The 25971-nt window shown below is 72.1% G+C and carries 19 protein-coding genes; 9 read left to right on the forward strand and 10 right to left on the reverse strand.

Translation table 11 applies throughout. From position 1 onward, the window contains the following. Nucleotides 1-126: 126 nt before the first annotated feature. A complete protein-coding gene (locus tag AMA02S_RS42895) occupies nt 127-297 on the forward strand; it encodes a hypothetical protein (RefSeq protein ID WP_169806831.1) in 171 nt (56 codons plus the stop codon). A 234-nt stretch (nt 298-531) separates the two neighbouring features. Here the strand turns inward: AMA02S_RS42895 and AMA02S_RS15585 are convergent, their stop codons facing one another. From AMA02S_RS15585 to AMA02S_RS15595, 3 genes are read right to left on the reverse strand one after another with little or no spacing between them, the layout of a single operon-like run. Continuing rightward, nucleotides 532-1341 carry an inositol monophosphatase family protein gene (locus tag AMA02S_RS15585; RefSeq protein WP_067458342.1) on the reverse strand — a complete coding sequence of 270 codons (810 nt, stop codon included), beginning with the start codon at nt 1339-1341 and terminating at the stop codon, nt 532-534. Beyond that, nucleotides 1338-2264: a ferrochelatase gene (locus tag AMA02S_RS15590; RefSeq protein WP_067458345.1), complete on the reverse strand. Its 927-nt coding sequence runs from the start codon at nt 2262-2264 to the stop codon at nt 1338-1340. Before AMA02S_RS15590 ends, AMA02S_RS15585 begins: the two co-directional genes overlap by 4 nt. Before the next feature lie 49 nt (nt 2265-2313). Beyond that, the gene (locus tag AMA02S_RS15595) at nt 2314-3537 is read right to left on the reverse strand and encodes a lytic transglycosylase domain-containing protein (protein WP_157430601.1); all 1224 of its coding nucleotides are present in this window, start codon (nt 3535-3537) and stop codon (nt 2314-2316) included. A 137-nt stretch (nt 3538-3674) separates the two neighbouring features. Between AMA02S_RS15595 and AMA02S_RS15600 the strand changes: the two genes are divergently transcribed. Together AMA02S_RS15600 and AMA02S_RS15605 are read left to right on the forward strand one after the other, a co-directional pair. After that, a complete protein-coding gene (locus AMA02S_RS15600; RefSeq protein WP_067458348.1) occupies nt 3675-4889 on the forward strand; it encodes an MFS transporter in 1215 nt (404 codons plus the stop codon). Nucleotides 4890-4898: 9 nt separating this feature from the next. Further along, nucleotides 4899-6209 carry a D-arabinono-1,4-lactone oxidase gene (locus tag AMA02S_RS15605; protein WP_067458351.1) on the forward strand — a complete coding sequence of 437 codons (1311 nt, stop codon included), beginning with the start codon at nt 4899-4901 and terminating at the stop codon, nt 6207-6209. 28 nt (nt 6210-6237) lie between these two features. Here the strand turns inward: AMA02S_RS15605 and AMA02S_RS15610 are convergent, their stop codons facing one another. Continuing rightward, nucleotides 6238-7128 carry a hypothetical protein gene (locus AMA02S_RS15610; protein ID WP_067458354.1) on the reverse strand — a complete coding sequence of 297 codons (891 nt, stop codon included), beginning with the start codon at nt 7126-7128 and terminating at the stop codon, nt 6238-6240. Nucleotides 7129-7571: 443 nt separating this feature from the next. Between AMA02S_RS15610 and sepH the strand changes: the two genes are divergently transcribed. Then, nucleotides 7572-9653: a septation protein SepH gene (gene sepH, locus AMA02S_RS44155; protein WP_067458357.1), complete on the forward strand. Its 2082-nt coding sequence runs from the start codon at nt 7572-7574 to the stop codon at nt 9651-9653. 163 nt (nt 9654-9816) lie between these two features. Here sepH and AMA02S_RS15620 read toward each other — a convergent pair whose 3' ends face one another. From AMA02S_RS15620 to AMA02S_RS15630, 3 genes are all read right to left on the reverse strand, one after another. Next, on the reverse strand, nt 9817-10665 hold the full coding sequence (locus AMA02S_RS15620) for a S1 family peptidase (RefSeq protein ID WP_067458360.1): 849 nt from the start codon (nt 10663-10665) through the stop codon (nt 9817-9819). A 169-nt stretch (nt 10666-10834) separates the two neighbouring features. Further along, nucleotides 10835-12463 (reverse strand): PH domain-containing protein, encoded by a 1629-nt coding sequence (locus AMA02S_RS15625; protein WP_245667565.1) that lies wholly within the window; start codon nt 12461-12463, stop codon nt 10835-10837. Nucleotides 12464-12473: 10 nt separating this feature from the next. Further along, nucleotides 12474-13034, reverse strand: coding sequence for a PH domain-containing protein (locus AMA02S_RS15630; protein WP_067458363.1), 561 nt, complete (start codon nt 13032-13034; stop codon nt 12474-12476). A gap of 248 nt (nt 13035-13282) precedes the next feature. Between AMA02S_RS15630 and AMA02S_RS15635 the strand changes: the two genes are divergently transcribed. Further along, a complete protein-coding gene (locus tag AMA02S_RS15635) occupies nt 13283-14290 on the forward strand; it encodes an ATP-binding cassette domain-containing protein (protein ID WP_067458366.1) in 1008 nt (335 codons plus the stop codon). Next, nucleotides 14287-15096 (forward strand): ABC transporter permease, encoded by an 810-nt coding sequence (locus AMA02S_RS15640; protein WP_067458369.1) that lies wholly within the window; start codon nt 14287-14289, stop codon nt 15094-15096. Before AMA02S_RS15635 ends, AMA02S_RS15640 begins: the two co-directional genes overlap by 4 nt. Nucleotides 15097-15139: 43 nt before the next feature. Here AMA02S_RS15640 and AMA02S_RS15645 read toward each other — a convergent pair whose 3' ends face one another. Together AMA02S_RS15645 and AMA02S_RS15650 are read right to left on the reverse strand one after the other, a co-directional pair. Next, nucleotides 15140-18499: an AfsR/SARP family transcriptional regulator gene (locus AMA02S_RS15645; RefSeq protein ID WP_067458372.1), complete on the reverse strand. Its 3360-nt coding sequence runs from the start codon at nt 18497-18499 to the stop codon at nt 15140-15142. Nucleotides 18500-18622: 123 nt separating this feature from the next. Continuing rightward, nucleotides 18623-19996 carry an NAD(P)/FAD-dependent oxidoreductase gene (locus AMA02S_RS15650; protein ID WP_067458375.1) on the reverse strand — a complete coding sequence of 458 codons (1374 nt, stop codon included), beginning with the start codon at nt 19994-19996 and terminating at the stop codon, nt 18623-18625. Between the two features lie 379 nt (nt 19997-20375). Here AMA02S_RS15650 and AMA02S_RS15655 point away from each other — a divergent pair, with 379 nt between their 5' ends. The 3 genes from AMA02S_RS15655 to AMA02S_RS15665 all read left to right on the forward strand — a co-directional run bounded on the left by AMA02S_RS15655 (nt 20376) and on the right by AMA02S_RS15665 (nt 25593). Beyond that, the gene (locus AMA02S_RS15655) at nt 20376-20969 is read left to right on the forward strand and encodes a YbhB/YbcL family Raf kinase inhibitor-like protein (protein ID WP_245667567.1); all 594 of its coding nucleotides are present in this window, start codon (nt 20376-20378) and stop codon (nt 20967-20969) included. 252 nt (nt 20970-21221) lie between these two features. Then, nucleotides 21222-23186 carry a hypothetical protein gene (locus AMA02S_RS15660; protein ID WP_157430602.1) on the forward strand — a complete coding sequence of 655 codons (1965 nt, stop codon included), beginning with the start codon at nt 21222-21224 and terminating at the stop codon, nt 23184-23186. A 124-nt stretch (nt 23187-23310) separates the two neighbouring features. Further along, nucleotides 23311-25593 (forward strand): SulP family inorganic anion transporter, encoded by a 2283-nt coding sequence (locus AMA02S_RS15665; RefSeq protein WP_067458381.1) that lies wholly within the window; start codon nt 23311-23313, stop codon nt 25591-25593. A 95-nt stretch (nt 25594-25688) separates the two neighbouring features. On the opposite strand, the gene AMA02S_RS15670 is transcribed toward AMA02S_RS15665, so the two are convergent. After that, nucleotides 25689-25910, reverse strand: coding sequence for a hypothetical protein (locus AMA02S_RS15670; protein ID WP_245667568.1), 222 nt, complete (start codon nt 25908-25910; stop codon nt 25689-25691). Between the last annotated feature and the right edge of the window lie 61 nt (nt 25911-25971).

The raw sequence follows: 25971 nt of genomic DNA on the forward strand, positions 1-25971 counted from the left end.
CCGTTCAACTTGCCGCCCGCCGGCCTGTCTATGCTCACCGCAAGGTTCCGCGAAAATTGCATCGGCGAACAGGTTTACCTTCAGCCTAGGGCTGGGTAGGCATGGGCACGATCCGGGAGGAGGCCCATGGGCGAGTTGTCACGCATGATTCAGCAGCGGCTAGACGACGCATACGCGTCGCTGCGCAGCGCCCACGCAGATGGAGACACTTACCTGGCGGACATCCGCCAGGAGGAGATCAACGAGCTACGCCGGATCGCAGCGAATCACGACATCGGCGTTGAACCCCGCGAGTAACCGTGCTTACTTGTTGCATTGCCCTTGGCGTCGGGCGCTGAACGCCCTCCTTCAACGGCAACGCGGCGATCGCTGCATCGCTCCCGACTCGCCCTAGAGGGCTCGCTTCGCGATCATGTTCTTGCTTCGCTCGAACCTGGCCTCGCACGCGATCGCGGCGGGTCGGGGGTGTGGTCGCCGCCTTGCTCGGGAGGGTGTCGTCGTGGCCGGCGTCCAGGGGCTATGCAGTCGCGGTCAGTCCTGCAAGGGGTCTAGAGGGGCCAGCAGGTCGTGGAGGGCTTCGAAGGTTCCTGGGCCGCCGGCGATGGTGAGCTCGGGGCCTGCCGGAGTGCCGTTCAGGCCCTCCACGCGGCCGCCGGCCTCGCGGACGATCAGGGCGCCCGCCGCCACGTCCCACGCCTGGACGCCGCGCTCGTAGTAGGCGTCGATCCGTCCGGCCGCCAGCGAGCAGAGGTCCACGCAGCAGGAACCGCCGCGGCGGATGTCACGGACGGCGGGCAGCACGCCGGTGAGCACCCGCGCCTGGCCGGCCCGTCTGGCCGCCGAGTAGCCGAATCCTGTGGACAGCAGGGCCCGGTCCAGCGGCACCTGAGAGTTCACGCGGAGTTCACGCGCGCCGGACGCGTCGTGCAGCAGGGCACCGCCGCCGAGCATGGCCGTGTACGACTCGCCGCGCCGGGGGATCTCGACCGCCCCGGCGACCGCGGTGCCGTCCACCTCGGCGGCGATGCTGACCGCCCAGTCCGGCAGGTCGTACAGGTAGTTGACGGTGCCGTCGATCGGGTCGATCACCCAGCGGACGCCGCTGCCGCCGGGCCGGGTGCCGCCCTCTTCACCGAGGAAGGCGTCGTCCGGGCGGGCGGCCGTGATCCGTTCGATGATCAGTGCCTCGGCGGCGCGGTCCATCTGGGTGACGACGTCGGTGGGGCTGGACTTGGTCTGGACGACGTCGGGGCCGTCCACCGGGCGCTTGTCGATCAGCATCCGGGCCGCCTCCCGCGCGGTCGCGGCGGCCAGTTCGAGCAGTTCCTCCGCCAGGCTCATCCCGTCCCCCCGTGTCCCACTGCGTCGGCCAGCAACTCGCGTGGCAGGGCCGCGAAGCGCGGGTCTGCGCCGGGCGTGGCCGCACGGGCGAACGCGATCCCGAGTTCCTCCGCCCGTCCAGCCGCCTCGACGTCGAGGTCGTACTTGACCTCCATGTGGTCCGACACGAACCCGATCGGCACGGCGGCGACCGCGCGGACGCCGTCACCGTGCAGCTTCTGCAGGTGGTCGTCGATCTGCGGCTCCAGCCACGGCTGGCCCGGCGGGCCGCTCCGGCTCTGGTAGACCAGGTCCCACGGCGCCCCCGGTGCCGCCGCGTGCGCCACGGTCCGTGCGGCCTCTTCCAGCTCCGCCACGTACAGCTCTCGGTTGGGCTGTGAGAGCGGCACACTGTGCGCGGTGAAGACCAGGCGCGCTCCTGCCGGCAGGCGGCTGAGAGCGTCTCTGGTGGCGTCCGCGAAGGGGTCCACGAAGCCGGGCCTACCGCTATAGACGGGGAGCTTGTCGATCTCAGGAGCGCCCGGGACCTCGTCCCGCGCGCGCGCAATGTCCTCTAGGTACTGGTCGTTGGTGGAGTAGCCGCTGTAGGCGGAGGTGACGAAGGCGGCCGCCCGCCGGATCCCGTCGGCCTCCATCTGCCGGACGGTGTCGGCGAGATAGGGCGTCCAGTTGCGGTTCCCCCAGTAGACCGGCAGATCTATGTCATGGGCGGCGAAGTCGGCTTCGATCGCGGCCTTGAGCTCGCGGCAGAGCTGGTTGATCGGGCTCACCCCGCCGAACAGGTGGTAGTGCTCCCCCACCTTCTCCAGGCGCTCGCGAGGGATGTTTCGGCCGCGGGTGACGTTCTCCAGGAAGGGGATCACGTCATCGGGCCCCTCCGGCCCCCCGAAGGACAGCAGAAGCAACGCGTCATACGACGTCATGCCTCCATCCAACCAGCCGTCCGGCACTTCGATCACTGGCAGGGCCCGATCACCGGTAGCGCGCGGCGTAGGCCTTGGCCAGGTGGAGCACCTTCTGGACGTACCAGTCGGCGTGGTTGTACTGCCAGACCGCCCGGTAGAGCTGTTGCCCGCCCTTGCCCGCGCCGTTCGCGCACAGGTACTTGGCGGCGCCCGGGACGGCGTCGAAGGGGTTCATGATGTCGGCCTTGCCGTCGCCGTCCCCGTCGACGCCGTACGAGCGCCACGTCGTGGGCATGAACTGCATGGGGCCAAGCGCGCCCGCGCTGGAGGGGCCGGCGTTGCGGCCGTGGTCGCTCTCGACCTGCCCGATCGCGGCGAGGACCGTCCAGGACAGGCCCTGGCAGCTCGTGGCCGCCTGCCGGTACAGGTCCAGGTAGCTGCCGGGGCGGCCGCCGTCCCCGGTCGGCCGGTACCTGCCCTCGTGCAGATTTACCACGTTCGAGCCCGGCCCGAGGATCCTGGTCACCGCCGCGACGACCTTGGTGGGGCTGACGCCGGGCGCGTTGACCAGGACCGCGATGTCCGGGACGAGGCCCATCTGCGCGCCGGACGCCTTCCCGACCAGCATGTCGATGCCGGGCAGGCCGAGCTGACCGGAGCCGCCCATGGTCAGGTTCGGCGTCGTCCGGGCCACCACCGTGTAGTGGAGACCCCTGCTGAGCCGGAGCTGACCGGCGGCGGCCGGGGACACCACGAACTGCCCGCCCGCCAGCGCCGCCCACAGGTCGGTCTTCTGCGCGGTACCCGGCGGCGTCCAGGAGCGGAACGAGGACGGGTCGACCGCGAGCGCGTTCACCTGCCGTCCTTGGAGCTGGACGGCGCCGCCGGCGGCCGTCACCACGTCCCTGACCTTGGACAGCTTGGAGATCCGGGCGAGCCGGGCCGCGGAGATCGGGCCCTTCGCGACCGCCAGCACGTCCGGTGGGACCACGCGGCGCAGCGGTGCGACCTGGCCGTCCTCCACCACGTTCACCGGACCGCCAGGGGCGGTGCCCGGCTGCACTCCCACCTCCGGTGCGGTGGAGGCGGGCAGGTCGTCCTCCTCGGCCGTCAGCGCCGTGTAGGCCCCGCCTGCGGCGGTCCCGGCCGCGAGCACCGCGATGGCGGCGATGGCGAGCGGCAGCCCGCGGTTCGGCGTCCTCTGCCGCCGCTTCTCCTGCTTGGGCGTCGTCCGCGAACGTGAGCGCGGGGCAGGGGTCCCGTGGGGCGGCGGTGCTGATGGTGGAGCCACAACATTTCCCAACGAGTCTCGCTACGGGCCAGTTACCTGTCTTTTCACTTCTTTCCCCCAGGTAACGTGATCACCGCGCTGAAGTCGAAGAACATGCTCGGGGGCCTGCTCCTCCCCCCGGTGCGGGGGGAGAACGATTGGCCAGTCCGTACCGAGAGCTGCTGGCGATCCCGGGCGCCCGGCTCTTTGTCGCCGCGGGCCTCGTCGGCCGCATGTCGATGTCGATGGAGGGCATCGGCATCGTCCTTCTGGTGTCCGCGGTCACCGGATCGTACGGTATCGCCGGAGCTGTGAGCGCGACCCTGGCCCTCGGCTTCGCGGCCGGGGCCCCGCTCACCGCGCGCTTCGCCGACCGGTACGGCCAGCACCGCGTGCTGGTCCCGGTGGTACTGGCGAACACGGCGAGCTACACCCTTCTGATCATCTTCGCGCAGGCGCGGCTGCCGATCTGGACGATGTTCGTGGCGGCCGCCTCGGCCGGGCTCACGCAGGTGTCGCTGGGCGCCTGGGTGCGGGCACGGTGGTCCTATGTCCTGCGCGACACCCCCGCGCGCATCGGCGTCGCGTACTCGTTCGAGTCGGTCGTGGACGAGACGATCTTCATCACCGGGCCGATGCTCGTCACGGCGCTGTCCACCGGTGTCCATCCGGCGGCGGGCATCGCCGCCGCGGCGGCCTGCACGCTGGTGGGCTGCCTGGCACTGGCGTATCTGCGCGACACCGAGCCCGCCCCCCGCCCGCGGGAGCCGGGGTCGCACGGTGGCAGCGTCCTTCGCAACCCTGGCGTGCTGGTGATGTCGCCGGTGTTCCTGATGCTCGGCATGGTGTTCGGCTCGATCGACGTCAGCGGCGTGGCCTTCGCCGAAGAGGAGGGCCACAAGGCACTCGCCGGAGTGCTGATCGGCTGCTACGCGCTGGGCAGCGGCGCGGCGGCGCTCTGGTACGGCGCGCGGCACTGGCGCAGCCCGCTCTCCAAGCGGTTCCTGATCGGGCTGGGCCTGCTGGTGGTGGGACTCGTCCCTCCCGTCCTCATCGGGAACCTCTACCTGATGATGTTCGTGGTGTTCTTCTCCGGGTTGGCGATCTCCCCGACGATCATCCCGGGCTTCGGGCTGGTGGAGCGGCTCGTCCCGGCGGCACAGCTCACCGAGGGGCTCGCACTGGTCTCCACGGCGGTCGGGATCGGGGTTGCCCTGGGCTCCTCGCTGGCGGGCCGGGTCGTGGACGCGGAGGGCTCGCACACCGCGTTCTTCGTCCCGCTGGGATGCGCGGTGATCGCGGCGGTCATCGGGTTGGCGGGGGCCCGGTCCCTGCGCAAACGTGAACTTTCCTCGCAATCGTCTGCCGAGTAGAGTCGCCGCATGTCACCCAAGACCCGCCAGAAGTGGCGAAACTGGGCGGGAAATCAGCAAGCCACGCCGCATCGGTCCGTCACGCCGCGTACCGCCGGCGAGGTCACCGACGCGGTGCGCTCGGCCGCCGACGACGGCCTCACGGTCCGGATGACGGGCACGGGGCACTCCTTCACCGGCGCGGCCGTCGCCGAGGGCGTCCTGCTGCGCCCGACCGAGCTCACCGCAATCCGCTCCGTCGACACCGCCACCGGACTCGTGACCGTCGAGGCCGGCCTCCCGCTCCACGCGTTCAACCGGGTCCTGGACGAGCACGGTCTCGCGCTGGCCAACATGGGGGACATCCAGGAGCAGACCGTCGCCGGCGCCCTACAGACCGCCACGCACGGCACCGGCCGCGACGCCGCAGGGCTCGCCTCCCAGGTCGCCGCCCTGGAATTGGTCCTCGCCGACGGCACCACCGTCGCCTGCTCGCCGGACGAGCGTCCTGACCTGTTCGACGCGGCCCGTGCCGGGCTCGGCGCGCTCGGCATCGTCACGGCCATCACGTGGAAGACCGTCCCGTCGTTCCTCCTGTGCGCGCAGGAGGAACCGATGAAGTGGGACGAGGTGCTCGCGCGCATGGACGAGTTCGACTTCGCCAACGAGCACTTCGAGTTCTACTGGTTCCCCCACACCGAAGGCTGCCTGACCAAGCGCAACAACCGCGTCGAGGGGCCCGCGCGACCCTTGTCCAAGGCCAAGCACTGGCTGGACGATCGGTTCCTGTCCAACACGGTGTTCGGAGCCATCAACAGGGTCACGCACCTTGCCCCCGTCTCGACACCCTTCGTCAATGGCATCTCCGCCAAAGCGCTCGGTGCGCGCACGTACAGCGACACGTCCTACAAGGTCTTCACCAGTCCCCGGACAGTGCGTTTCAAGGAACAGGAGTACGCCATCCCGCGGGAGGAACTCGTCCCCGCGTTGCGCGAACTCCGCTCTTTGTTCGCCCGCAAGGACTGGCGGGTCAGCTTCCCCATCGAGGTCCGGCTCCTCCCCCCGGAGGACGCGTGGCTGTCCATGGCGTACGGGCGCCCGACCGCGTTCATCGCCGTTCACGTCTACAACCGTGACGCGCACGAGGCGTACTTCCGCGGCGTCGAAGACCTGCTGACGGCACTCGGCGGACGCCCGCACTGGGGAAAGCTGCACACCCGCGACGCCGACTACCTGGAGAAGGTGTATCCGAGGTTCGGCGACTTCCAGAAACTGCGCGACGAAATGGACCCGGACCGCCGCTTCGCCAACCCCTACACGACGCAGGTGTTCGGGAACTGATCAGATCTTCGGACACCGGTGGCCGCGCTCAACCGCCGGAGCCGGTGCGCTGAGGATCCGCGCCGCCCTGCTCATCACCACCCTGGCTCTGTGTCGGCGCCGGCGTGCTCGGAGCCGTCGGCGTGGACGGCCGTGTGGTCGTGGGGCGCTCCGTCGGCCGCGCGGTCGGCGGCGCGGTCGTCTCGTCCGTGGGGTCGCCGCTCGGACGGCCCGACGGCGTCTCGCTCGACGGGGTCCCGCTGGGCGTCTCCTCGGAGGGCTCACCGGTCGACGGCGCGTCCGACGGCGTCTCCCGCGTGCCACCACCGCCACCGCCACCGAGCACCTTCGTGACGGTCAGCCCGTTGCCCCTATTGCCGATCGGGCCGCCGGCCGCCGCCTCGTACAGCGTGATGCCGCCGAGCACGACCGCGAACACCACCGCCGACGTCACCACCAGCTTCCACCAGTGATGCCTGGCCCACTCCACCGTGCTCTGCAACGCCGACCGCCGGACGACCTCCCGCACCGCCTCCTCCCCCGCCATCCCGGCCAGAACGTCCGCGACGGTCCGGGACGGATCCAGGGCCGGGTCCACGCGCGTCACGTTCGGGTCGAGGTCCATCCGCGTCGCGTTCGGGTCGGACCACACCACCGTGCGGGTCGGGTCGGCGCTCACCGCCTCCGCCGCGGCGCCGCGCGCCGCGTCCCGCTGCTGCACCACCGCCTGCAGATGGTTCAGATCCTTGATCTGTTCCCTGCCCTGGTCGAGGTAGTGCTTGCACACGGCGGAGCCGGCCGTCGAGGCCACGCTCATGAACGCCGCGCCCAGGATCGTCCCGTACACGCCGAGGTATGACGCCCCCACCGCCGCGGCCAGCGTCGCCAGTCCGCTCGCGATCAGCTGCGTCGTGCTCAGATCGGGCAGCTTGCGCTGCATTGCCCCGTTTCCCCCCGTCCATCGGTAACAAATCCCCCGAACCGAAACTAACGGCCACTTACCGGTGTTCCGTGCACGGACGTGATGCTCGCTACGCCAAACGGGTGGAGTCCAGGGGCCCGGTCAGGCACAGTGTGGAAAAGGATGCACAAGAATCAGGCAGGGCGACCACGGGCGGACCCCGTCCCCGGCAAGCTTGGTCAGGTGCCCTCTTCAGCCTCGTGAAGGGGGCTTCGAGAGCGGCGATGTTCGGACATGCCGGGTACGGTGCTGGCAGCAGGTGTGTCCGAAAGAGAGACTCGGGAACCCGGGGGGAAGGGCACGCATGCGCCCTCGGCGGGCAACGGACGACCGGCCGATGAGAGCACGATGGAGGCGGGCTCATCATCGGTGGCGTGGTCCGGCGCCCTCCGTGCCGTCTGGACAGGGCAGGAAGGACACGCATGCAGGAGCTGCGCCTCGTCGCGGTCAGCGAGGACGGAACGTACCTCGTCCTGGCGACCGCGGGCCGAGGCACCCGGTTCACCCTGCCCGTCGACGACCGGCTCCGCGCCGCGGTCCGAGGGCACTTCTCCCGCCTCGGCCAGTTCGAGATCGAAGTGGAGAGTCCCTTGCGTCCCAAGGAGATCCAGGCCCGTATCCGGTCCGGCGAGACCGCGGAGGAGATCGCCGAGTCGGCGGGCATCCCCGTCGAACGCGTCCGCTGGTTCGAAGGGCCGGTCCTACAGGAACGCGAGTACATGGCCCAGCAGGCGCAGCGCGTCACCGTCCGCCGGCCCGGTGAGTCCACGCCCGGCCCGGCCCTCGGAGAGACCGTCGAGGAGCGCCTCAGCCGCGGCGGCGTCGACCTCGACGAGGTCGAGTGGGACTCCTGGAAGTGCGAGGACAACACCTGGCGCGTCCGCCTGTCCTTCTTCGACAACGGCCGCCCGCACGCCGCCGAATGGGTCTTCGACCCCCGCCGCCGCCACGTCTCCCCCCTCGATGAGGTCGCCGCCCGCCTCACCGCCGTCGAATGGGACGAGGAGTCCCTGTCCGACACCGTCACCCCGCTCGTCCCGCGCCGTCCCGCCATGAAGGTCGTCTCCAACGACCGCGGCATCCCCGCCGAGTCCGAGCAGCCGGGCCCGCTCCGCGCCGCCGAGCCGCGCGACTACGCTCTCGACCGCGGCCGCGTCCTCGACCCGCACCCGACCTTCCCGGCCACCGACCCGACGCCGCTGCGCGAGGCGGCCCAGCTGCGCGACGCCGGCCGCGAGCCGCCCGCACTGCGCCAGGCCGCCCCGCCGAGCGAGGCCATGGCCGCCCACGAGGCCGCGCAGGCACGCACGGCACCGAGGGGCACCCGGACGAGCCCCACCCCGCACCGCGACCACACCCGGCCCCGCGACACCGAAGCGCATGAGGCCAGCGCATTCCGTGAGGACTTCGAAACGGACCAGGCCGTCCAGCCGGCCGAAGGCACCGACGAACGCGAAGCCACCGACGGGCATGCCGCCGCCGCGCCCCGCGATCCGGCGCAGACGTCCCGGTCCCGCGAGGCCGCGCGGCAGCGCGAGTCCACGGCCGCCGACGAGTTCGCGCAAGCGATGGCGGAGGTCGCCCCCGCGAGCCGGACCACGGCACCCCGCGACGCCGTCCGAGACCGCGAGGCCGCCGAAGCACGCGAGGAGTTCGACACACCTCGGGCCGCCGAGCCGGGCGACGCCGCCGGCGGACGCGAGGGCGCCGCCCCACGCGACCAGGTGCGGCTGCGCCAGGCGCCCCGGCCCGGCGAAGAGCCCGGTGAGGAAACCGAAGCACGCGAGGCCGCCGCGTCCGGCGACGAGCACGAGGCACACCCCGGCGAAGCGACCGGCGGACGGGCGGCCGGCCCCCGCGACGACGCCCAGCCGCGCGACGCCGATGCATCCGGGGCCACCGCACCCGGCGAGGACATCGAAACGGACCAGCCCGCCCAGCCGACCGAAGGCACCGACGACAGTGCGGCCGCTGCACCACGAGAGGCCCCGCGGGACATCCGCGCGAGCGCGCCCCGCGAGCGGACGGAGGCACCCCGGGAGGCCGCGGCGCATCAGGACGCCGACGAGCGCGACGAGGCAGAGGCGGCGGCCGAGAGCACCGCGGTCCAGGAGGCCGACGAGGAGGAGGCGCCGGCCCGTGCGCGTACGGGCGCGGCCGAACGCGTCGCGGCCCCGGAGGACGGCGACGGCAGGGACGAGGAGCCCGCGGCGTCCGCGGACGAGGCGGACGAGGCGGACGAAGACGAGGCGCCCGCCGAGGAGAAGGCGCCGGCGGCCCGGAAGGGGTCCGCGGCCCAGCGGTCGGGGCACCGACCACCGGCGAAGAAAAAGCCCACCGGGCGGCCCGCCACGCCCGCGGCACAGGACAAGCCGGCGGCCGCGGCCGAGACTCCGGCGGCCGCGCAGCGTCCGGCGGCGCGTGGACGGCGCAAGGCCAAGGGCAAGCGCGCCTCCGTGCCGTCCTGGGACGAGATCATGTTCGGTGCGCGCCGTCCCGAATAACCCGGTCCGGCCCGGTTCGCCGTGCCAGGCAGGCACCGCGTCCGGTCCGCGTGGGCGACGCGAATCCGAGCCGGCCGGCTGAACGCCGGGCTTCGGTCCGGCGCTCGGCACAGCAGAACGCTCCGGAGCGGCTGTCGCCGCACCGGAGCGTGGTGCCGGTTCCTCAGACCGCGGAGATCACACTGTCGATCCACTCCTTGTGCACGGTCACGTCGGTGTAGATGCCCAGTCCGGTACGGCAGTCGGGGAGCTGCGGCTGAGGCTTGTCGGGATCCGGGGGCAGTGACTCGACCCGGCTGAACGCGCCGATGAGCCGCCAGCCCTCCGGGGTCCGGCGCATCAGCGGCCCGCCCGAGTCGGCGAAGCACGGTCCGGCGCCGGTGTCCGGGTTGCCGGTGCACACCTCGGAGTCGGGCTCCACCGGGCCACCGGTCACGTGCCTACAGGTACCGGGCTGGCGGATCGCCGAGTCGAGCTGCTTCAGCACATCGGGCGTGTCGCAGCCCGTGTTCGGGCCGGGGGCGGTGCATCCCCACCCCATCAGCCGGGCCGGGGTGCCGGCGGGCTGCCGCGTGTCCAGGGCGATGGGCGCCTCCGGGACCGGCTGGTCGAGCTGGATCAGCGCGATGTCGAAGTGGTTCCAGTCGCCCTCGGGATGCCGGACGATCCGCCGGGCGCCGCGGAAGTTCCCGCCCTCAGCATGGCGGTGGCTCCCGATGCGGAGCCGGACCCCGTCAGGCTCCTTGCCCTCCACGCAATGCCATGCGGTGACCACCCACTCGGCGTTGATCAGGCTGCCGCCGCAGAAGTGGTCGTTCCGCGGTGTCTGCAGGGAGGCCATGAAGGGGTACGGCTCCGTCGCGTCCTCACCGCCGATGATCATGGTGGAGGCCGGGCCGTCCGGCCGCGGCGGGTCGGGATCGGCCGGGGCGGCCAGCGCGGACGGCGCGGTCAGACCGAGCCAGAGCAGCGCCGCGGCCGACACGGCCAGCGTCAGGCGGAAGTTGCGCACAGTGCATGTCCTTCCGGTGTGGTCGGTGCGTCCGGAGGCACTACGGGAGGGGCCCACCGGACCTGATGATCGTGCGTCCCGACGCTAAAGTCGCCCTGACGTGGTGGACGACCCAGCCAGCGGCCGTCTCCCAGTACAGGAGCCTGTACCGCTCGGCCACCGGCGGCGGCTAGGGCAGGCGGGCTTCCAGGTCGTCCTGGAGCGCGGGAGCCGGAGGGGGCTCCAGAAAGGGCGTCAGCCAGTCGGGGGTTATCGCGGTGGCCAGGGCTATGGCGTCGTCCTCGGACATGTCGACCGCCGAGTAGCCGCCCTCCCCGGCGCCCACGGCGACGAAGAGGGTCGCCAGGCGGAGGCGGCGCTGGAAGAGGGTCCGGCGGATGCGCCAGCCGACGATGGCGCCGTGTTCGACCACCACTTGGCGGCGGCGGAGAGAACCCGAGCGGACGGTGAGGCGCTCACCGTCGGTGGCGTGGCCGAGCTGGCGGTATCGGTCCAGGCCGAGGGGAACCGCGAGGACGGCGAAGGCGGCGCTGGTGTAGGCGGCCCAAGGCTGCCCGGCAAGGACCGCGAGGACGCCGATGCCGACAAGGGGTGCCACGGCCCGGGCGACGCGGCGGCCCCGGGCGGCCGGCGGGTGGGCGATCAAGGGGGCCGGAACCCTGCCGAGGACGCGGGCGGCCAGGGATCCGGCGACCGTGCGGGGGGCTGCGGGCAGGAGGCGGCCGCGGTGCGCGGCGTCGCCGAGACCGGTGATGAGGGCGCCGAGGCGGGTCACGCCCGCCACGCGCTCGAAGGGGTTGTCGGCCAGCTCGACGCCACGCAGGCGGCGCCGTTCGAGGGAGACGCTGCGGCGGGTGATCAGGCCGCGCTCGGCGACGATCGAGCCGTCCCGCTCGTGGACGGTGAAGTCCCAGTTGAAGAGGGTGAAGACGATCACCGACATGACCGGCATGGCGATGAGGACGAGGATCGCCGGCGCGACGACCAGCACGGTGGGGAGGCCGACGACGTCGTGGCCGAGGTTCTCCACGCGCTCCTGGGTGATGAGGCCGAGATCGTCGCCGAGGTTGTAGAGGGTCCCGAGGAGGCTGCCGGCCAGGGCGAAGGGGGTGAGCAGGTAGGCGCCGCTGAGCGGCGCGTAGATGTACCAGCGGCGGAGCATGCGGGCGAGGACGCGGCGCGGCGGGGCGTCCTCGGCTGCGGCCGGGGACGCGCGGGTCAGCAGGATGCGGCGAAGCCGTTCGGCCTCCTGCCGGGAGACGGCGTTCAGCTCCCCCTCGCCGCCGTCGGAGCCCGCGTCGATGTGGACGACGGCGAGGCGGAGGAGGCGGTGGGGCAGGGACGCGGTGATGTCCACGCCCCGGATCCGGTCGCGCGGGATGCTCTTGACCGATCGTCCGATCAGGGAGCGCCGGAGTTCGATGCGGTCGTCCCGCAGCACGTAGGTGAACGTCGCCCACCCGGCGATGTGGAAGAACAGCCCGAACGCCAGCCCCACGAGCGTGAAGTAGAACGCCGTGGACACGCCGCCCACCGCCAGGCCGGTCGCGCCCGCCGCCAGCAGGGCGATCAGCTCCCGGACCGCGCCGACGACGAAGGTCAGCGGGTGGAGGCGCTGCGTGTGCGCGCCGTTGCGCGCCGACGCGGACTCAACAGGTCCAGGAGGTTCGTCGGATCCTGGCGGTTCGTCCTGCACCGGCGGTTCGTCCGGCAGCGGCATGGGCTCATCCCGCACCGTCGGATGTTCGTCACGTGCCGTCAGGTAATCGTCACGTGCCGTCGGGAGCTCGTCGTTCATGTCGCGTCGTTCATGTTGCGTCGTCGCGGAGGTCGTGCGCGCGGTGCGCCAGGTCGTCGGCCAGGCGGGTCGCGACGTCCACGGGGAGGCCGGAGACCTCGGACGAGCCGGTGTGGGAGGCGGTGTTGACCTCGATCGTGGCCAGGCCCAGCATCCGCTCGATCCAGCCCTGCTCGGTGTCGACGGTCTGGATGCGGCTGACGGGCACCAGCAGCCATTCGCGGCTGAACCATCCCGTCCGGGTGTAGACGACGTCCGCGCTGACCTCCCAGCGGTGGACGCGGTACCGCCAGATGGGCGCCACCGTCACCATCAGCAGGCCCGCGCCGCCGACGATGTAGGGAAGCCAGCCGATCCGGCCGGACACCCAGCCGGGCAGGGCGCTCCAGCCGGAGTCGCCGATCCAGGCGGCGACGCCCAGAGCGAGGCCGAACCCCAGCCCCCACAGCAGCAGGTACTCGATGGCCCAGTGCGCGATGGCACGCGGCGAGACACGGTGTGCGGGCGGCCGCAAGCGCGGCGGGTGCGGCCCCCCGCCGTCGTGGTCGTGACTGCGCCGCACCGACGTCACATCGTGAGTTTAGAACCCCTCGGAGGGGCGCCAGACCGTTCGACCCGGGCCGGCGGGGAAGGGATCACGGTGGTGTCAGCGTTTTGTCAGTGGCACGTGCGATGTTGTTGGACGCCGCACTGCGCTGCCAGGGATCTGACAGCGGCGGTGAGAAAACTGGATGCGCATCGCACCGGACAACGCATAACTTGGCAGGTCCAGTCCACAGGACCGTGAGATGTCCGGCATATAAGTCCCTAGGAGATCACATGACGTACGCCATCCAGGCCGACGGTCTGGAGAAGCGATTCGGTGAGACCCAGGCGCTGGCCGGCGTCTCGCTCACCGCCGAACCCGGAACGGTCCTCGGCGTGCTGGGGCCGAACGGCGCCGGCAAGACGACCGCGACCCGCATCCTCGCCACACTGATCGAACCGACCGCGGGCAGCGCCCGGGTCGGCGGCTTCGACGTGGTGAAGGACGCCCACAAGGTACGGCAGCTCATCGGCCTGACCGGTCAGTACGCCGGGGTGGACGAGATGCTCACCGGCACCGAGAACCTCGTCCTGATCGGCCGGCTGCTCGGCATTCCGCGGCGCGAGTCGCGGGCCCGCGCCGCCGAGATGCTGGAACGGTTCCAGCTCACCGAGGCCGCCGAACGCGCCGCCAAGACGTACTCGGGCGGGATGCGCCGCCGTCTCGACCTGGCGGCGAGCCTCGTCGGGCGCCCGCAGATCCTGTTCCTGGACGAGCCGACCACCGGCCTCGACCCGCGCAGCCGCAACGGTCTGTGGGACATCGTGCGCGGCCTGACCGACGACGGCGTCACGGTGCTGCTGACCACGCAGTACCTGGAGGAGGCCGACCAGCTGGCCGACGACATCATCGTCATCGACCGCGGCGAGGTCATCGCGCACGGCACATCCGACATGCTGAAGGCACAGGTCGGTGGGCAGGTGCTGGAGGTCAGGCCGATCAAGGAGGCGGACGCGGACACCGTGTCCCGGATCGTCGGCGAGCTGACCGAGGCCGAGCCGGAACTGCGCGACGGGCTGGTCTCCGCGCCGATCACCGACCCGGAGCTGATGCCCGCCGTCGTCCGCCGGCTGGACGACGCCGGCGTCACCGTCGGCGAGCTGTCGCTCCGCAAGTCCAGCCTGGACGAGGTGTTCTTCGCCCTCACCGGCCACCACACCGACGACATCGACGCCGAAGCCGGCGAACTCGCCCGGTCCGCCGACAAGCAGGCCACCGACAAGGAAGGGGCGTCGGCATGACCACCGCGACCTTCGCGCCGCAGGACCTGTCCAAGCGGGTCGCGCCGGGCACCGCCCTGCGCAACACGCTCACCCTCGCCTGGCGCAACCTGGTGCAGATCAAGCACAACCCGATGGAACTGCTGGATCTGTCCATCCAGCCCATCATGTTCGTGCTGCTGTTCGCCTACGTGTTCGGCCCGGCGATGGAAGGCAGCGTCAGCGCCTACCTGCCGATCGTCATCCCCGGCATCATCGCGCAGAACGCTCTGTTCGCCGGGATGAGCACCGGTTTCGGGTTGAACACCGACATCACGAAGGGCGTCTTCGACCGGTTCCGGAGCCTGCCGATCTCGCGCAGCGCGCCGCTCGCCGGCCGGATCCTCGCCGACACCGTCAAGCAGGCGTGGTCGATGCTGATCCTGCTGGCGGTGGGCTTCGCCATCGGCTTCCGGATCGAGACGAACGTCTTCGCGCTGCTCACCGCGTTCGTGCTGCTGCTGACGTTCGCCGTCATGTTCTCGTGGACGTCGGTGTTTATCGCGATGAAGGTCAGCGAACCGGAGAAGGTGCAGATCTTCGGCTTTGTGGTGATCTTTCCGCTGAGCTTCCTCAGCACCGCGTTCATCCGCTCGACCGAGGGCATCCCCGGTTGGCTCGCCTGGGTGATGAACAACAGCCCGGTGACCCAGCTGGTCGAGGCCATGCGCGGGCTGCTGGTCGGCGGTCCCGTCCTGAACCACGCCCTGATCGCGCTGGCGTGGGGCATCGGGATCTCCCTGGTGTTCGCGCCGCTGTCGCTCCGCGCGTTCAAGCAGCGCGCCTGACCACGGCGCCGGAACACGGCGCCCCGGACGGCCCGTCCACCGCTCACGGTGGCCGGGCCGTCGCCCTGTCCGGGCCGCCGCCCTCGTCGTCCCCGGTCTGCCGGGGTCTTTCGTCCAGCCGGCGGACCGGGGACTCCGCGGCCAGGTGGGACAGCCCGAACTCCTCCAGAACGTCGGCGAAGATCCTGGTCAGACCGCGCTCGTAGGCGGCGGTGAAGGCCGCCCCGCCGAGCTCTGCGCGGACGGCGTCCTCGATGGCGAGGACGTCGGGCAGCGAGAGGTCGCGGGAACCGCGGAGGCCGTCGGCGGTGCCGAGCAGCAGGGCGGCGCGCTCGGGTTCGCCGTCCAAGCGCGCCAGCTCCGCGTAACCGCTCAGCACGTAGGCCACGATCGGGAGGTCATGGGCCCGCACGCCGCCGCGCAGCGCCTCCTCCAGCCGGGCGCGGGCCTCGTCCATGGCGCCCATCGCGAGATCCAGCTGGGCCCGGGAGCACAGCACCATCGAGCGGAACTGCGGCGGACCCGGCAGGTCGGTGACGAGTTCTTCGGCCTGGCCCAGCCCGCGCAGGGCCTCCGCGTGGTCGCCGGAGCGGCGGGCGAGCTCACCGAGCTGGTAGTGCAGCGCGGCGGCGTCCTCCGGCCGCCGCGGCCCTTCGGGGTCGCGGAGGGCGTCCAGCAGCAGGGCCTCGGCCCGGTCCCGTTCGCCGATCAGGTCCAGCTCGTTCGCCAGCTTCATCGTCACGTGCAGGAACGACCCGTTGCCGCCGCCGAGCTCGGTGGTCAGCCGGAGCCCCTCCTCAAAGAGCGCGATCGCGGCCCGGTGCTCGCCGCGCCGGCCGAGGATCTCGCCCTGCGCGGTGTAGGTGAACGACAGGCCCCAGCGGTCCCCGGCCTCGCGGAACCCGGCGAGCGCCCGGTCGAAGGCGTCCTCGATCAGCTCGATCCGGCCGAAGTTCTGGGATACCTGCCCGCGCATGAAGTTCGCGAGGCCGCGGACCCACGGGTCCGGGTCGTCCAGGAGAGCGTCGATCGCGAGATTCGAGGACGGGTTCCAGCCTTCGGCGTGGATCTCCACGGTGGTGAGGATCAGCCGCAGCGCGGGGTGCCACGCGCCGTCCTCCAGGCCGGCGCAGATCGCCTGGACGCGCTCCATCCAGGAGGCGACCCGGCCGCTCTCGTTGCTGTCGATGGAGGTCATCGCGGCGAGCGCGAGGGCCACGGCGGTGGTGTGGTCGTCGGGGACGCCCGGGAGCGCGAGGATCTCCTCGACGTTGTCGGCGCCGTCGCCGAGCTGACCGTGCAGGAACCAGTACCAGCCGAGCGCCGCGCAGAACCGCAGGGCGAGCGGCGCGTCCCCGGCGGAGATGGCCCAGCGCAGCCCGGCGGAGCAGTTGTCGTGCTCGGCCGACAGCCGCCGCAGCCAGACGAGCTGCTCCGCGCGGAACAGATGCGGCTCGGCGGCCTCGGCCAAGCCGACGAAATAGACGGCGTGGGCGCGCCGCGTCGCGTCCTCCTCCCCCGCCTGGACGAGCCGCTCCAGCCCGTACGCCCGGAGCGTCTCCAGCATCCGGTAGCGGGGTTCGCCGTCCGCGCCGGTCACGATCACCAGCGACTTGTCGACGAGCGCGGCCAGCACGTCCAGAACGTCGGCGCGGTCGAGGCCTGGGCCCGCGCACACCTCCTCGGCGCCCTCCAGGGTCGCGCCGCCGGGGAAGACGGCGAGCCGGCGCCACAGCGCGCGCTCCGGATCGTCCAGCAGGTCCCAGCTCCACTCGACGACGGCACGGAGCGTCTTGTGGCGGGGCAGGGCGATGCGGCTGCCCGCGCTGAGCAACCGGAACCGGTCGTCCAGCCGGATCGCGATCTGCGCCGGGGTCATCGCCCGGAGCCGGGCCGCGGCCAGCTCGATGGCGAGGGGCATCCCGTCGAGCGCCCGGCAGATCTGCGTGACCCACGCGACGTTGGCTCCCGTGACCGCGAAGTCAGGGGACACGGCGACGGCGCGGTCGGCGAACAGCCGGACCGCGGGGCACGCCAGCGCCGCCTCCGGGCCCGCCGAGAGCGGCGGCGGCTCCAGCGGCTCGACCGGCCAGAGGGTCTCGCCGGTGATCCCGAGCGGCTCCCGGCTCGTGGCGAGGATCCGCACGCCGGGGCAGGTGGCGAGCACCTGGTCGGCGAGCCGCGCGGCGGCGTCCAGCAGGTGCTCGCAGTTGTCCAGGACGAGCAGCAACCGCCTGCCGGCCAGTGCCGAGACGAGGCGCTCCAGCGGTTCGGAGGCGTCCGGCACCGCCATCCGCCCGGGACCGGCCGCCAGCAGCGTCATCTCGCGGAGCCCGAGTGCGCTGAGGACCGCGGCGGGGACCTCGGCCGGGTCGGTGACCGGTGCCAGCTCCACGAGCCACGCCCCGTCCGGCATCCCCTCGGAGTAACGCTCGCCGGACTCCAAGGAAAGCCGTGTCTTGCCCGCGCCGCCCGGCCCGGTGAGCGTGACCAGCCGTGCCTCCGTCAGCAGGTCACCGACCCGCTTGAGGTCGGTGTCGCGGCCGATGAAACTGGTGAGGCGCGCCCGCAGGTTCCCGTTCCGCCCCTCCAGCGGCGGACCCGCGGGACTCCGCGGCGCCGGCCCGGAGGCCGGCCCGGGGTCCTCCTCGGGCACGGGGGCGCGGGCGTCCGGGCGCAGCGCCGGGTCCTGCCGCAGGACGGCCAGGTAGACGGCCTCCAGATCGGGGGACGGATCAACGCCGAGGGTCTCCGCCAGGGCGCGCTTGGCCTCCTCGTACGCGGCGAGTGCCTCGGCCTGGTGGCCCCCAGCGTAGAGGGCGCGCATCTGCAGCGCGGCGACCTGCTCGCGTAGCGGGTCCTCCGCCGCGAGGGCCTGGAGCTCGGGCAGCACCTCCGTGTGCCGGCCGAGCGCGAGGTCGGCGTCGAGCCGTTCCTCCAACGCGGCGCGGCGCAGCGCGTCCAGGCGCGCGGCGGGCGCGGTGGCGAACCGGCGTCCGGCGGCGTCGGCGAGCGCCGGGCCGCGCCACAACGCCAGGGCGTCGCGAAGCCCCGCCGACCGTGCGGCGGGACCGGCCGCACGCCGCGCCACCGACACCCGCGCCTCGAAGTCGTGCGCATCCACGGCCTCGCGCGGCAGGACGAGCCGGTAGGCGCCCTGCCGGGACTCCACCGTGTCCCGCCCGATCGCGGCGCGCAGCCGCGAGACGAGGGACTGCAGCGCGTTGGGCGCGCCCTTCGGGACGTCGTCCTCCCAGAGGGCGTCGATGATCCGCTCGGTCGGCACGACCGCGCCGGGGTCGAGCGCGAACAGCGTCAGCAGGGCCCGCAGCCGCGCGCCCCCGATCTCGACGGGGCGGCCGTCCGCAAGCACCTCCAGGGGGCCCAGCATCCTGATCCGCACAGGTCGATTCTCCATGACCCCGGCCGTGCCGGCGGCGCTGTGGTGGGGGGACGAGCAGGCGCCCCGGCGAAGATCGCCGGGGCGCCGTGGTGAGGCGACGAGCAGGACGGAGGTCGGGCCGGGTCAGGCCGCGGTCTCCTTCGCCCCCCGCTTGGCCTTCGCGTCGTCGAGGGCCGCCAGCTCGAAGTCGGCGCGCGGCTGCTCGATGGTGGCGAGCGAGACCGTCTCGCGCTTGAGGAACAGCGCGAGCGTCCAGTCCGCGATGACGCGCAGCTTGCGGTTGAAGGTCGGGACCATCGCACCGTGGTAGCTGCGGTGGAAGAACCACGCGGGCCAGCCCTTGAGCTTGAAGCCCATCGGATTCGCCACGCCCTTGTGCAGGCCGAGGCCGGCGACGGCGCCGAGGTTGCCGTGGACGTAGGGCTTGAGGGTCTTGCCCCGCAGTGACCGGACGATGTTGTCGCCGAGCAGCTTGGCCTGCCGCACCGCGTGCTGGGCGTTCGGCGGGCAGAACATGCCGTCCTGGGTGAGGTCCGGGATCGCGGCGTTGTCGCCGGCGGTGAAGGCCCGCACCAGCCCTTCGATCGTCAGGTACTCGGTGCCCTTGACGCGGCCCCGCTCGTCCACCGGGAGGTCGCCGTGCCGGACGACGGGGGACGGCTTGACGCCCGCGTTCCACACCAGCGTCCCGGCCGGGAAGCTGCTGCCGTCCGACAGTTCGATCTGCCCGTCCACCGCCGACCGCAGCAGCGTCTTCATCTTCACGTCGATGCCGCGGCCGCGCAGCTGCTCGGCGGTCCACTTGCCCATGTCGGGGCCGACCTCGGGCAGGATCCGGTCGCTGGCCTCGACCAGCATGAAGCGCAGGTCCTGCGGGGTGACCTTGCGCATGTACTTGGTGGCGTCGCGCGACATGTCCTCCAGCTCCGCGACCGCCTCGACGCCGGCGAACCCGCCGCCGACGAACACGAAGGTCAGAGCCTTGCGGCGCAGCTCGACGTCGTCCGTCGACTCGGCGATCTCCAGCTGCTCCAGTACGTGGTTGCGCAGGTGGATGGCCTCGCCGACGGTCTTGAGGCTGATGCCGTTCTCGGCCAGCCCGGGGATCGGCAGCAGCCGCGGCACCGCGCCGGCGGCCATGACCAGGTAGTCGTAGGAGATCCGCTCCGGCGGCCCCGCCAGCGGCTGGACGATGGCCCAGCCCTCGTCGTGGTTCAGTTCGGTCACCCGCGCCTTGCGGACGGTGCACTTCGGCAGCACCCGGCGCAGCGGGACGACGACGTGGCGCGGGGAGATGTTCCCGGCGGCGGCCTCGGGGAGGAACGGCTGGTACGTCATGTACGAGTTCGGGTCCACGACGGTGACCTTGACCTCGCCCCTGCGCAGCTCGGTGCGGAGCTTCTTCTGTAGGCGGAGGGCGGTGTACATGCCCACATAGCCGCCACCCACGATGAGGATGTGGGGAGCGCCAGGGGTCCCCTCGGCGGTCCTGGCCATTGCGGCCTCCAATGTTCACGGTCGGCTTGTGAAGACATTCACAAGCTACCCGATGGACCGTGCCCAACGCCAGCCAATACCCCTGGAAGAACGACAAAATTTGTCATACCGGCAAACCGCGCCGCCACCTTCGCTGGGAACTTCACCACTCCTTGCCATTTTTCCGGACACAACAGGATGAAACACGCATGACCAACCTCACACCGCCGATCCCGGAAGGCGCGGGGCGGCCCGCAAACGAAAGGCCCGTTCCACCCCCGCCGAGCCTCTATGGTTGGGCCGGACGAGGAAGGGGGCGCCGCCTGCGGGGCGCGCGCCGCGGGATGCGAGCGAATCCGGCGGAGCGCGGCGTACGATCTCGCGCGGGAGCGTATCGACGATGATGAGCAGAGACCGGCGTCCGATCCTGGCCGCGGCGGGCACCCTCGTGCTCGCCACCGCCCTGAGCGGCTGCGGGCTGATCGGCCGGCCCCAGAACGAGAGCGCCGAACTGTCGGAATGGTTCACCGTGACCAGCCCGGTCTGGCGTGATGGCCGCGACTTGCCCACGCGCTACGGCTGCACGACGTACGCTGGCGGGCAGGGCAAGACCCCGCCACTGCGGTGGTCGGGGGCGCCGACACCTCCGGCGACCCGGTCGTTCGCGATCGTCATGGACGACCCGGACGCCGACAACGGCGCCCGCGTCCACTGGGTGATCGCGGGCATCGACGGGACGATCAACGAGCTCGTCGAGGGTGCCAGCATCAACGGCGCCGTCGAGGGGCTGACCACAGACGACAAGGCGGGGTACACGCCGCCGTGCCCGCCCAAGGGAGAACGGCATCGGTACAGGTTCACCATCTACGCGCTGGACGATCCGGCGCCGTTCAGGAACGGCGCCAAGCTCAAGGACTCGCTCGGCGCCATCGCGAAGCACACGGTGGGACGAGGACGGATCACCGGGAACTTCGGCGGCAAGCAGGCGCGTTGACCGTGGAGCCTGAGGCACAAGGTCAGGGCGGACCCCTCGGGGGCTGGAGCTGGCAGGCGCGTACGGGTCGGTGGGAAGGCACCGATCGGGATGCGTCGGGTGAGGGTAAATGTGCGCGAAAGGTGTGACAACGGTCATAGCGGTCGGACAGAATCGGGCTAGGCCCGAGGGGATCCGGCCGTCGGCGACGAACGGGACGAACGCGCGGTCCGCGCTTGCGACTCTCGCAGGGCCAAGGCATTGGGTGGTGGCATGACTTCTTACATCGTGGTCTTCGGCCTCATTGTGGTCGTGGTCCTCGTGGTCGTCCTCGTGGCCCTGGGTCTGCGGGCCAGCAGGGCAGGACGCGACGACGACGACTGGATGGCCGACGAGCAGCCGCAGCAACCGCGCGGCCGCCGGGCCGCCCCGCCGCAGCAGGCCGGCGCGGCCGGACCCGAGGACGGCTACGAGACCGGTTACGACGGCGGCTATGACAGCGGGTACGACAGCGGCTACGACGACGCCTCGTACGGCCCCGGCGCCGCCGACCCCGCCTACGACCGCCGCGTCGCCGGCGGCCCGCTCGCCGCCCCCACCGCTCCCCCGTCGGCCCCGCCGCCGCCCGCGCCGGGCGGCCAGGCGTCCGACGAGATGGAAGACGACGACTACTGGGCGACGATCACCTTCGACAAGCCCAAGTTCCCCTGGCAGCACGACCAGGAAGGGGAGCGCACGGAGGCCGACCTCGCCGCCGACCCGCTGCACGCGCAGGCACCGCCGCAACCGCAGGGCCAGCCGCAGGGCCACGAGCAGCAATCCGTCCAGCCGGTCGAGCAGCCTGGCCTGACCCAGCCGGTCACGCTCGGCGCGGACGGCTCGATCCTCAACGGCCTCGGCACCCCGGGCATCCCCGGCGGCCCGTCCGGGACCGGCCCGCAGCAGATGCCGCAGTCTCCCGGCGACTTCCAGCAGGGCGACTTCCAGCAGGTGGGCTTCCAACAGGGCGGCTCCCCGTTCGGCGACCCCGGCTCGACCGCCAGCGACCCGATCCCTGCCGAGTTCGGTATGGCGGGTGGCACCGGCCCGCAGGCCCCCTATGGCGTCCCCGGCGCACCCGACCAGCCCGTGTACGGCGGTCAGGAGCCGCAGCACTCCTACGGATCCGCAGAGCAGACGCCCTACGGCACGCCCGAACCGTCCTATGGCGGGCCGGAACAGCAGGGCTACGGCGAGCAGTCCCCGTTCGGCGTCCCCGAACAGCCCCAGTATGGCTCCCCCGAGCCGTCCTACGGCGACTACGGCTCCGACCCCCTCGGCACCCGTCCCGCAGCCGCCGCCGCGCCTCCGCCCGTGGGCCGTCCGGACGCCTACCCGTCGCCGCAGAGCGGCGACTCCCGCGCGTCGGACCCGCTCGGGCTGCCCCTGGGCCGCACCGACGACCCGATGCGCGGCTTCGGCGAGACGACCGGCGGGCTACCGGGCCCATCCGAACCCGCCGTGCCCTCCGGGCCTCCCTCCTCGGCGGTCCCGCCCGCGCCGGCGGCCCCGGCCGCCCACGGTGGTGCCGCCGGATCCGACACCGACAACCACAAGCTCCCGACCGTGGACGAGCTGCTCCAGCGCATCCAGACCGACCGGCAGCGGACGTCGGGCGGCGGGCAGGGTGACGGCGGCTACGGCTCGCTGAACGACCCGCTGAGCGACCCGCTCGGCACCGGCTCGTTCGGCACCGGCGGCGCCGCCGGCAGCACCGGTACCGGCCCGTGGTCGTCCGGTGGCACATCCCCGGGCGGGACGTCCGGCTACGACTCCGGCCTCGGTTCGGCACCCGGGTACGGCCAGCCGCAATCCGAGGGGTATCCGACCGCACCCGCCTACGGCGAGTCCCCCCGCTACGACGACCCGCTCAGCACCGGCGGCGGATCGTCCTACGGAGGAGGCTTCGGCGACACCGGTTCCGGTGGGACGGGCGGCTACGGCGACTTCAGCGGAAGCAGCTACAACGGCGGCTCCGACCCGCTCGCCACACCGCAGGACCCGAACGGGAACACGCAGGGCGGCTACGGCGACCCCAACTCCACCCAGGCGTACAACCCGGGGTTCCCCGGATCTCAGCAGGAGGGCTACACCCAGGACGGCTACCCGCAGGGCACCTCGCCCGGCGGCGACACCGGCCCGTACGGGTCGCGCCAGCAGCCCGACGACTGGCAGAGTCACCGCGACTACCGCCGCTGACACGCCGCCGTCTCGCCACCTGGGGAGCCGTCCGAGGACCCGTCGTCTGGAACGCCACACACATGGGCTGCCGTGTCTCTCGCGGCCCTTTGTGTGACGAAGTGAACAAGATTTAATACGTTAGGTGACTCCCACGCCACCCAACGTATTCACCTTCCGGCGAGACCTGCTCGCCTCCTTCGTCGTGTTCCTCGTCGCGATCCCGCTGTCACTCGGCATCGCGGTCGCCTCCGGAGCACCGATCGCCGCGGGGCTGATCGCCGCCATCGCCGGTGGGATCGTCGCCGGACTGGTCGGCGGATCACCGCTGCAGGTGAGCGGCCCCGCGGCCGGTCTGACCGTGATCGTGGCCCAAACCGTCCAGACCTACGGCTGGCGCGCCACCTGCACGATCACACTGCTCGGCGGGCTGCTCCAGCTCGCCCTCGGTGCCAGCCGGGTCGCCCGCACCGCCCTCGCCGTGTCCCCCGCCGTCGTCCACGGGATGCTCGCCGGAGTCGGCGTCGTCCTCGTCCTCGCCCAGGTGCACGTGGTGCTCGGCGGAAGCCCGCAGCAGTCCGCGATCGCCAACCTCCGCGAGCTGCCCGGCCAGATCCTGCACCCGCAGACCCATCCGGCGCTGCTCGGCGGGCTGACCGTGCTCGTCCTGTTCGGCTGGTCCCGGCTACCCCGCGGCGAGGGCCGGTTCGGGACGGCGCTGCGCCTTGTCCCCGGTCCGCTCCCCGCCATCGCCCTCGCCACCCTGACCGCCTGGTCGCTCGGCTGGAACGCACGCCGTGTCGACCTTCCCGACTCGCTGCTGGACGGGTGGCACGCCCCCGTCCTGCCGCACGGGTCGCTGCACGGCATCGTCGGCGCCGTCGTGGCCATCGGGCTCGTCGCGGCCGTCGAGTCGCTGCTGTGCAGCGTCGCCATCGACCGCAGGCGGCCGGCCGGCGTGCCGCGCGCCGACCTCGACCGTGAGCTGATCGGCCAGGGCGCCGCGAACGCCGTCTCGGGCTTCCTCGGCGGCCTGCCGGTCGCGGGGGTGATCGTCCGGAGCACCGCCAACCTGGAGGCCGGCGCCCGCACCCGCGCGTCCACCGTCATGCACGGGGTCTGGGTGCTCGTGCTGGCCCTGTCGTGCGGGCCCATCATCGAGCAGGTCCCGCTGTCCGCGCTCGCGGCACTGCTGATGGTGCTGGGCGTGCGGCTGATGGACACCGCCCGCGTCCGCGACCTGCGCCACCATCGCGAGGCGCCCGCCTACTTCGCCACCCTCGTCGGCGTGGTGATGCTCGGGCTCGGCGAAGGCGTCCTGCTCGGCATCGGGATCATGGCCGTGATGGCGCTGCGGCGGCTCACCCGGCTGTCGGTCCGCGCCGAGCAGCTCGTCCCCGTACCGGGTGACGCCCCGGCGCCGCCCCGTTGCCACGTCGTCGTGGAGGGCACGCTGACCTTCCTCGGCGTCCCGAAGGTGACCCGCCTGCTCCAGGACGTCCCGGCGGGCGCGTCCGTCGACCTGGACCTCAACGTGGACTTCATGGACCACGCCGCGTTCGAGGCGATCCACGAGTGGCGGGCCGCCCACGAACGTCAGGGTGGCCGGGTCGACATCGACGAGGTTCACGAGACTTGGTATGAAAGAGCGGTGACAGGTGAATTGTCCTCGCCGCGCAAGTCGCCGCCGCAGACACGTTGGTGGGCGCCCTGGGGGAACCGGCGTCGACGTTCCGAGGCCGAGCTCGACGGGCCCGAGGTATCCCCCAGCGCGCTGCTCCTGGCGGGCGTCCGTGAGTACCACGGCCGCACCGCCCGGCTCGTCCGGCCGATCATGGCCGAGCTGGCGATGGAGCAGAAGCCGGAGCATCTGTTCATCACCTGCGTCGACTCGCGTGTGGTGCCCAACATCATCACCGCGAGCGGCCCCGGCGACCTGTTCATCAACCGCAACGTCGGCAACCTCGTCCCCCGGCACGGGTCGCGCACCTTCGACGACTCCGTCGCCGCCACCGTCGAGTACGCCACCAACGTCCTCGACATCCGCACGATCACGGTCTGCGGCCACTCCAACTGCGGCGCCATGGCGGCACTGCTCGCCGGCGGCACCGAGGTCGAACACCTGCACGGGCTGTCGCGCTGGCTCAAGCACGGCAATCACAGCCTGGCCCGCTTCCTCGCGACCGAGCCGACCGGGGAGGCGCCGCTGACCCGCCTCTGCAAGATCAACGTGATGCAGCAGCTCGACAACCTGCTCACCTACCCCTGGCTCCACGACCGGGTGAAGGCCGGCGAGATCGAGCTGGTCGGCCTCTACCTGGACCTGCAGTCCGCCAACGTGCAGATCCTGGACCGTGCCGCCGGGACCTTCGTCCCCGTCCCCGACGAGGCCCCGGACGGCGGCGGGACGCGGACGTCCCTCACCTAGCGGCGCTCACCCGGCCGCCCCGGCCCGGCGCCCTTGACCGGCGCCGCATCGACGACACTGAGGCGCGGGCCGTCCCCCGCCGGACGGCCCGCGCCTCAGCGGCCCACCAGCTCGTCGCCGCTGACCTCGTCGTTCCCCTCGAAGAAATCGCTACCACGCGTGTACATCCCCGTCACCCGGCGTGCTCTCCGCGCGCGCCGGTCGGACGCCGGGTGGAACAACGCGTCGCGGCGGCTGGCCCGCGCGAAGTCCACCAGGTAGACCAGTGACGCCAACAATCCGACGAGCGCTATCGCCACCATGCTCACGATGAACACCGGCGCCCCTCTCCGCGGGGCCGGTCACGTGCCCCGCCGTCACCGCCGACCAGTAGATCAG

Origin of the sequence: Actinomadura macra NBRC 14102, assembly GCF_001552215.1 — a bacterium.
In the GTDB taxonomy this organism is placed as follows: Bacteria; Actinomycetota; Actinomycetes; order Streptosporangiales; family Streptosporangiaceae; genus Spirillospora; species Spirillospora macra.

Coding starts and splice junctions, on each gene's coding strand:
- AMA02S_RS42895 (WP_169806831.1), top strand. CDS start 127: ATGGGCGAGTTGTCACGCATGATTCAGCAGCGGCTAGACGACGCATAC.
- AMA02S_RS15585 (WP_067458342.1), bottom strand. CDS start 1,341: ATGAGCCTGGCGGAGGAACTGCTCGAACTGGCCGCCGCGACCGCGCGG.
- AMA02S_RS15590 (WP_067458345.1), bottom strand. CDS start 2,264: ATGACGTCGTATGACGCGTTGCTTCTGCTGTCCTTCGGGGGGCCGGAG.
- AMA02S_RS15605 (WP_067458351.1), top strand. CDS start 4,899: ATGTCACCCAAGACCCGCCAGAAGTGGCGAAACTGGGCGGGAAATCAG.
- AMA02S_RS15610 (WP_067458354.1), bottom strand. CDS start 7,128: ATGCAGCGCAAGCTGCCCGATCTGAGCACGACGCAGCTGATCGCGAGC.
- sepH (WP_067458357.1), top strand. CDS start 7,572: ATGCAGGAGCTGCGCCTCGTCGCGGTCAGCGAGGACGGAACGTACCTC.
- AMA02S_RS15625 (WP_245667565.1), bottom strand. CDS start 12,463: ATGAACGACGAGCTCCCGACGGCACGTGACGATTACCTGACGGCACGT.
- AMA02S_RS15635 (WP_067458366.1), top strand. CDS start 13,283: ATGACGTACGCCATCCAGGCCGACGGTCTGGAGAAGCGATTCGGTGAG.
- AMA02S_RS15640 (WP_067458369.1), top strand. CDS start 14,287: ATGACCACCGCGACCTTCGCGCCGCAGGACCTGTCCAAGCGGGTCGCG.
- AMA02S_RS15650 (WP_067458375.1), bottom strand. CDS start 19,996: ATGGCCAGGACCGCCGAGGGGACCCCTGGCGCTCCCCACATCCTCATC.
- AMA02S_RS15655 (WP_245667567.1), top strand. CDS start 20,376: ATGATGAGCAGAGACCGGCGTCCGATCCTGGCCGCGGCGGGCACCCTC.
- AMA02S_RS15660 (WP_157430602.1), top strand. CDS start 21,222: ATGACTTCTTACATCGTGGTCTTCGGCCTCATTGTGGTCGTGGTCCTC.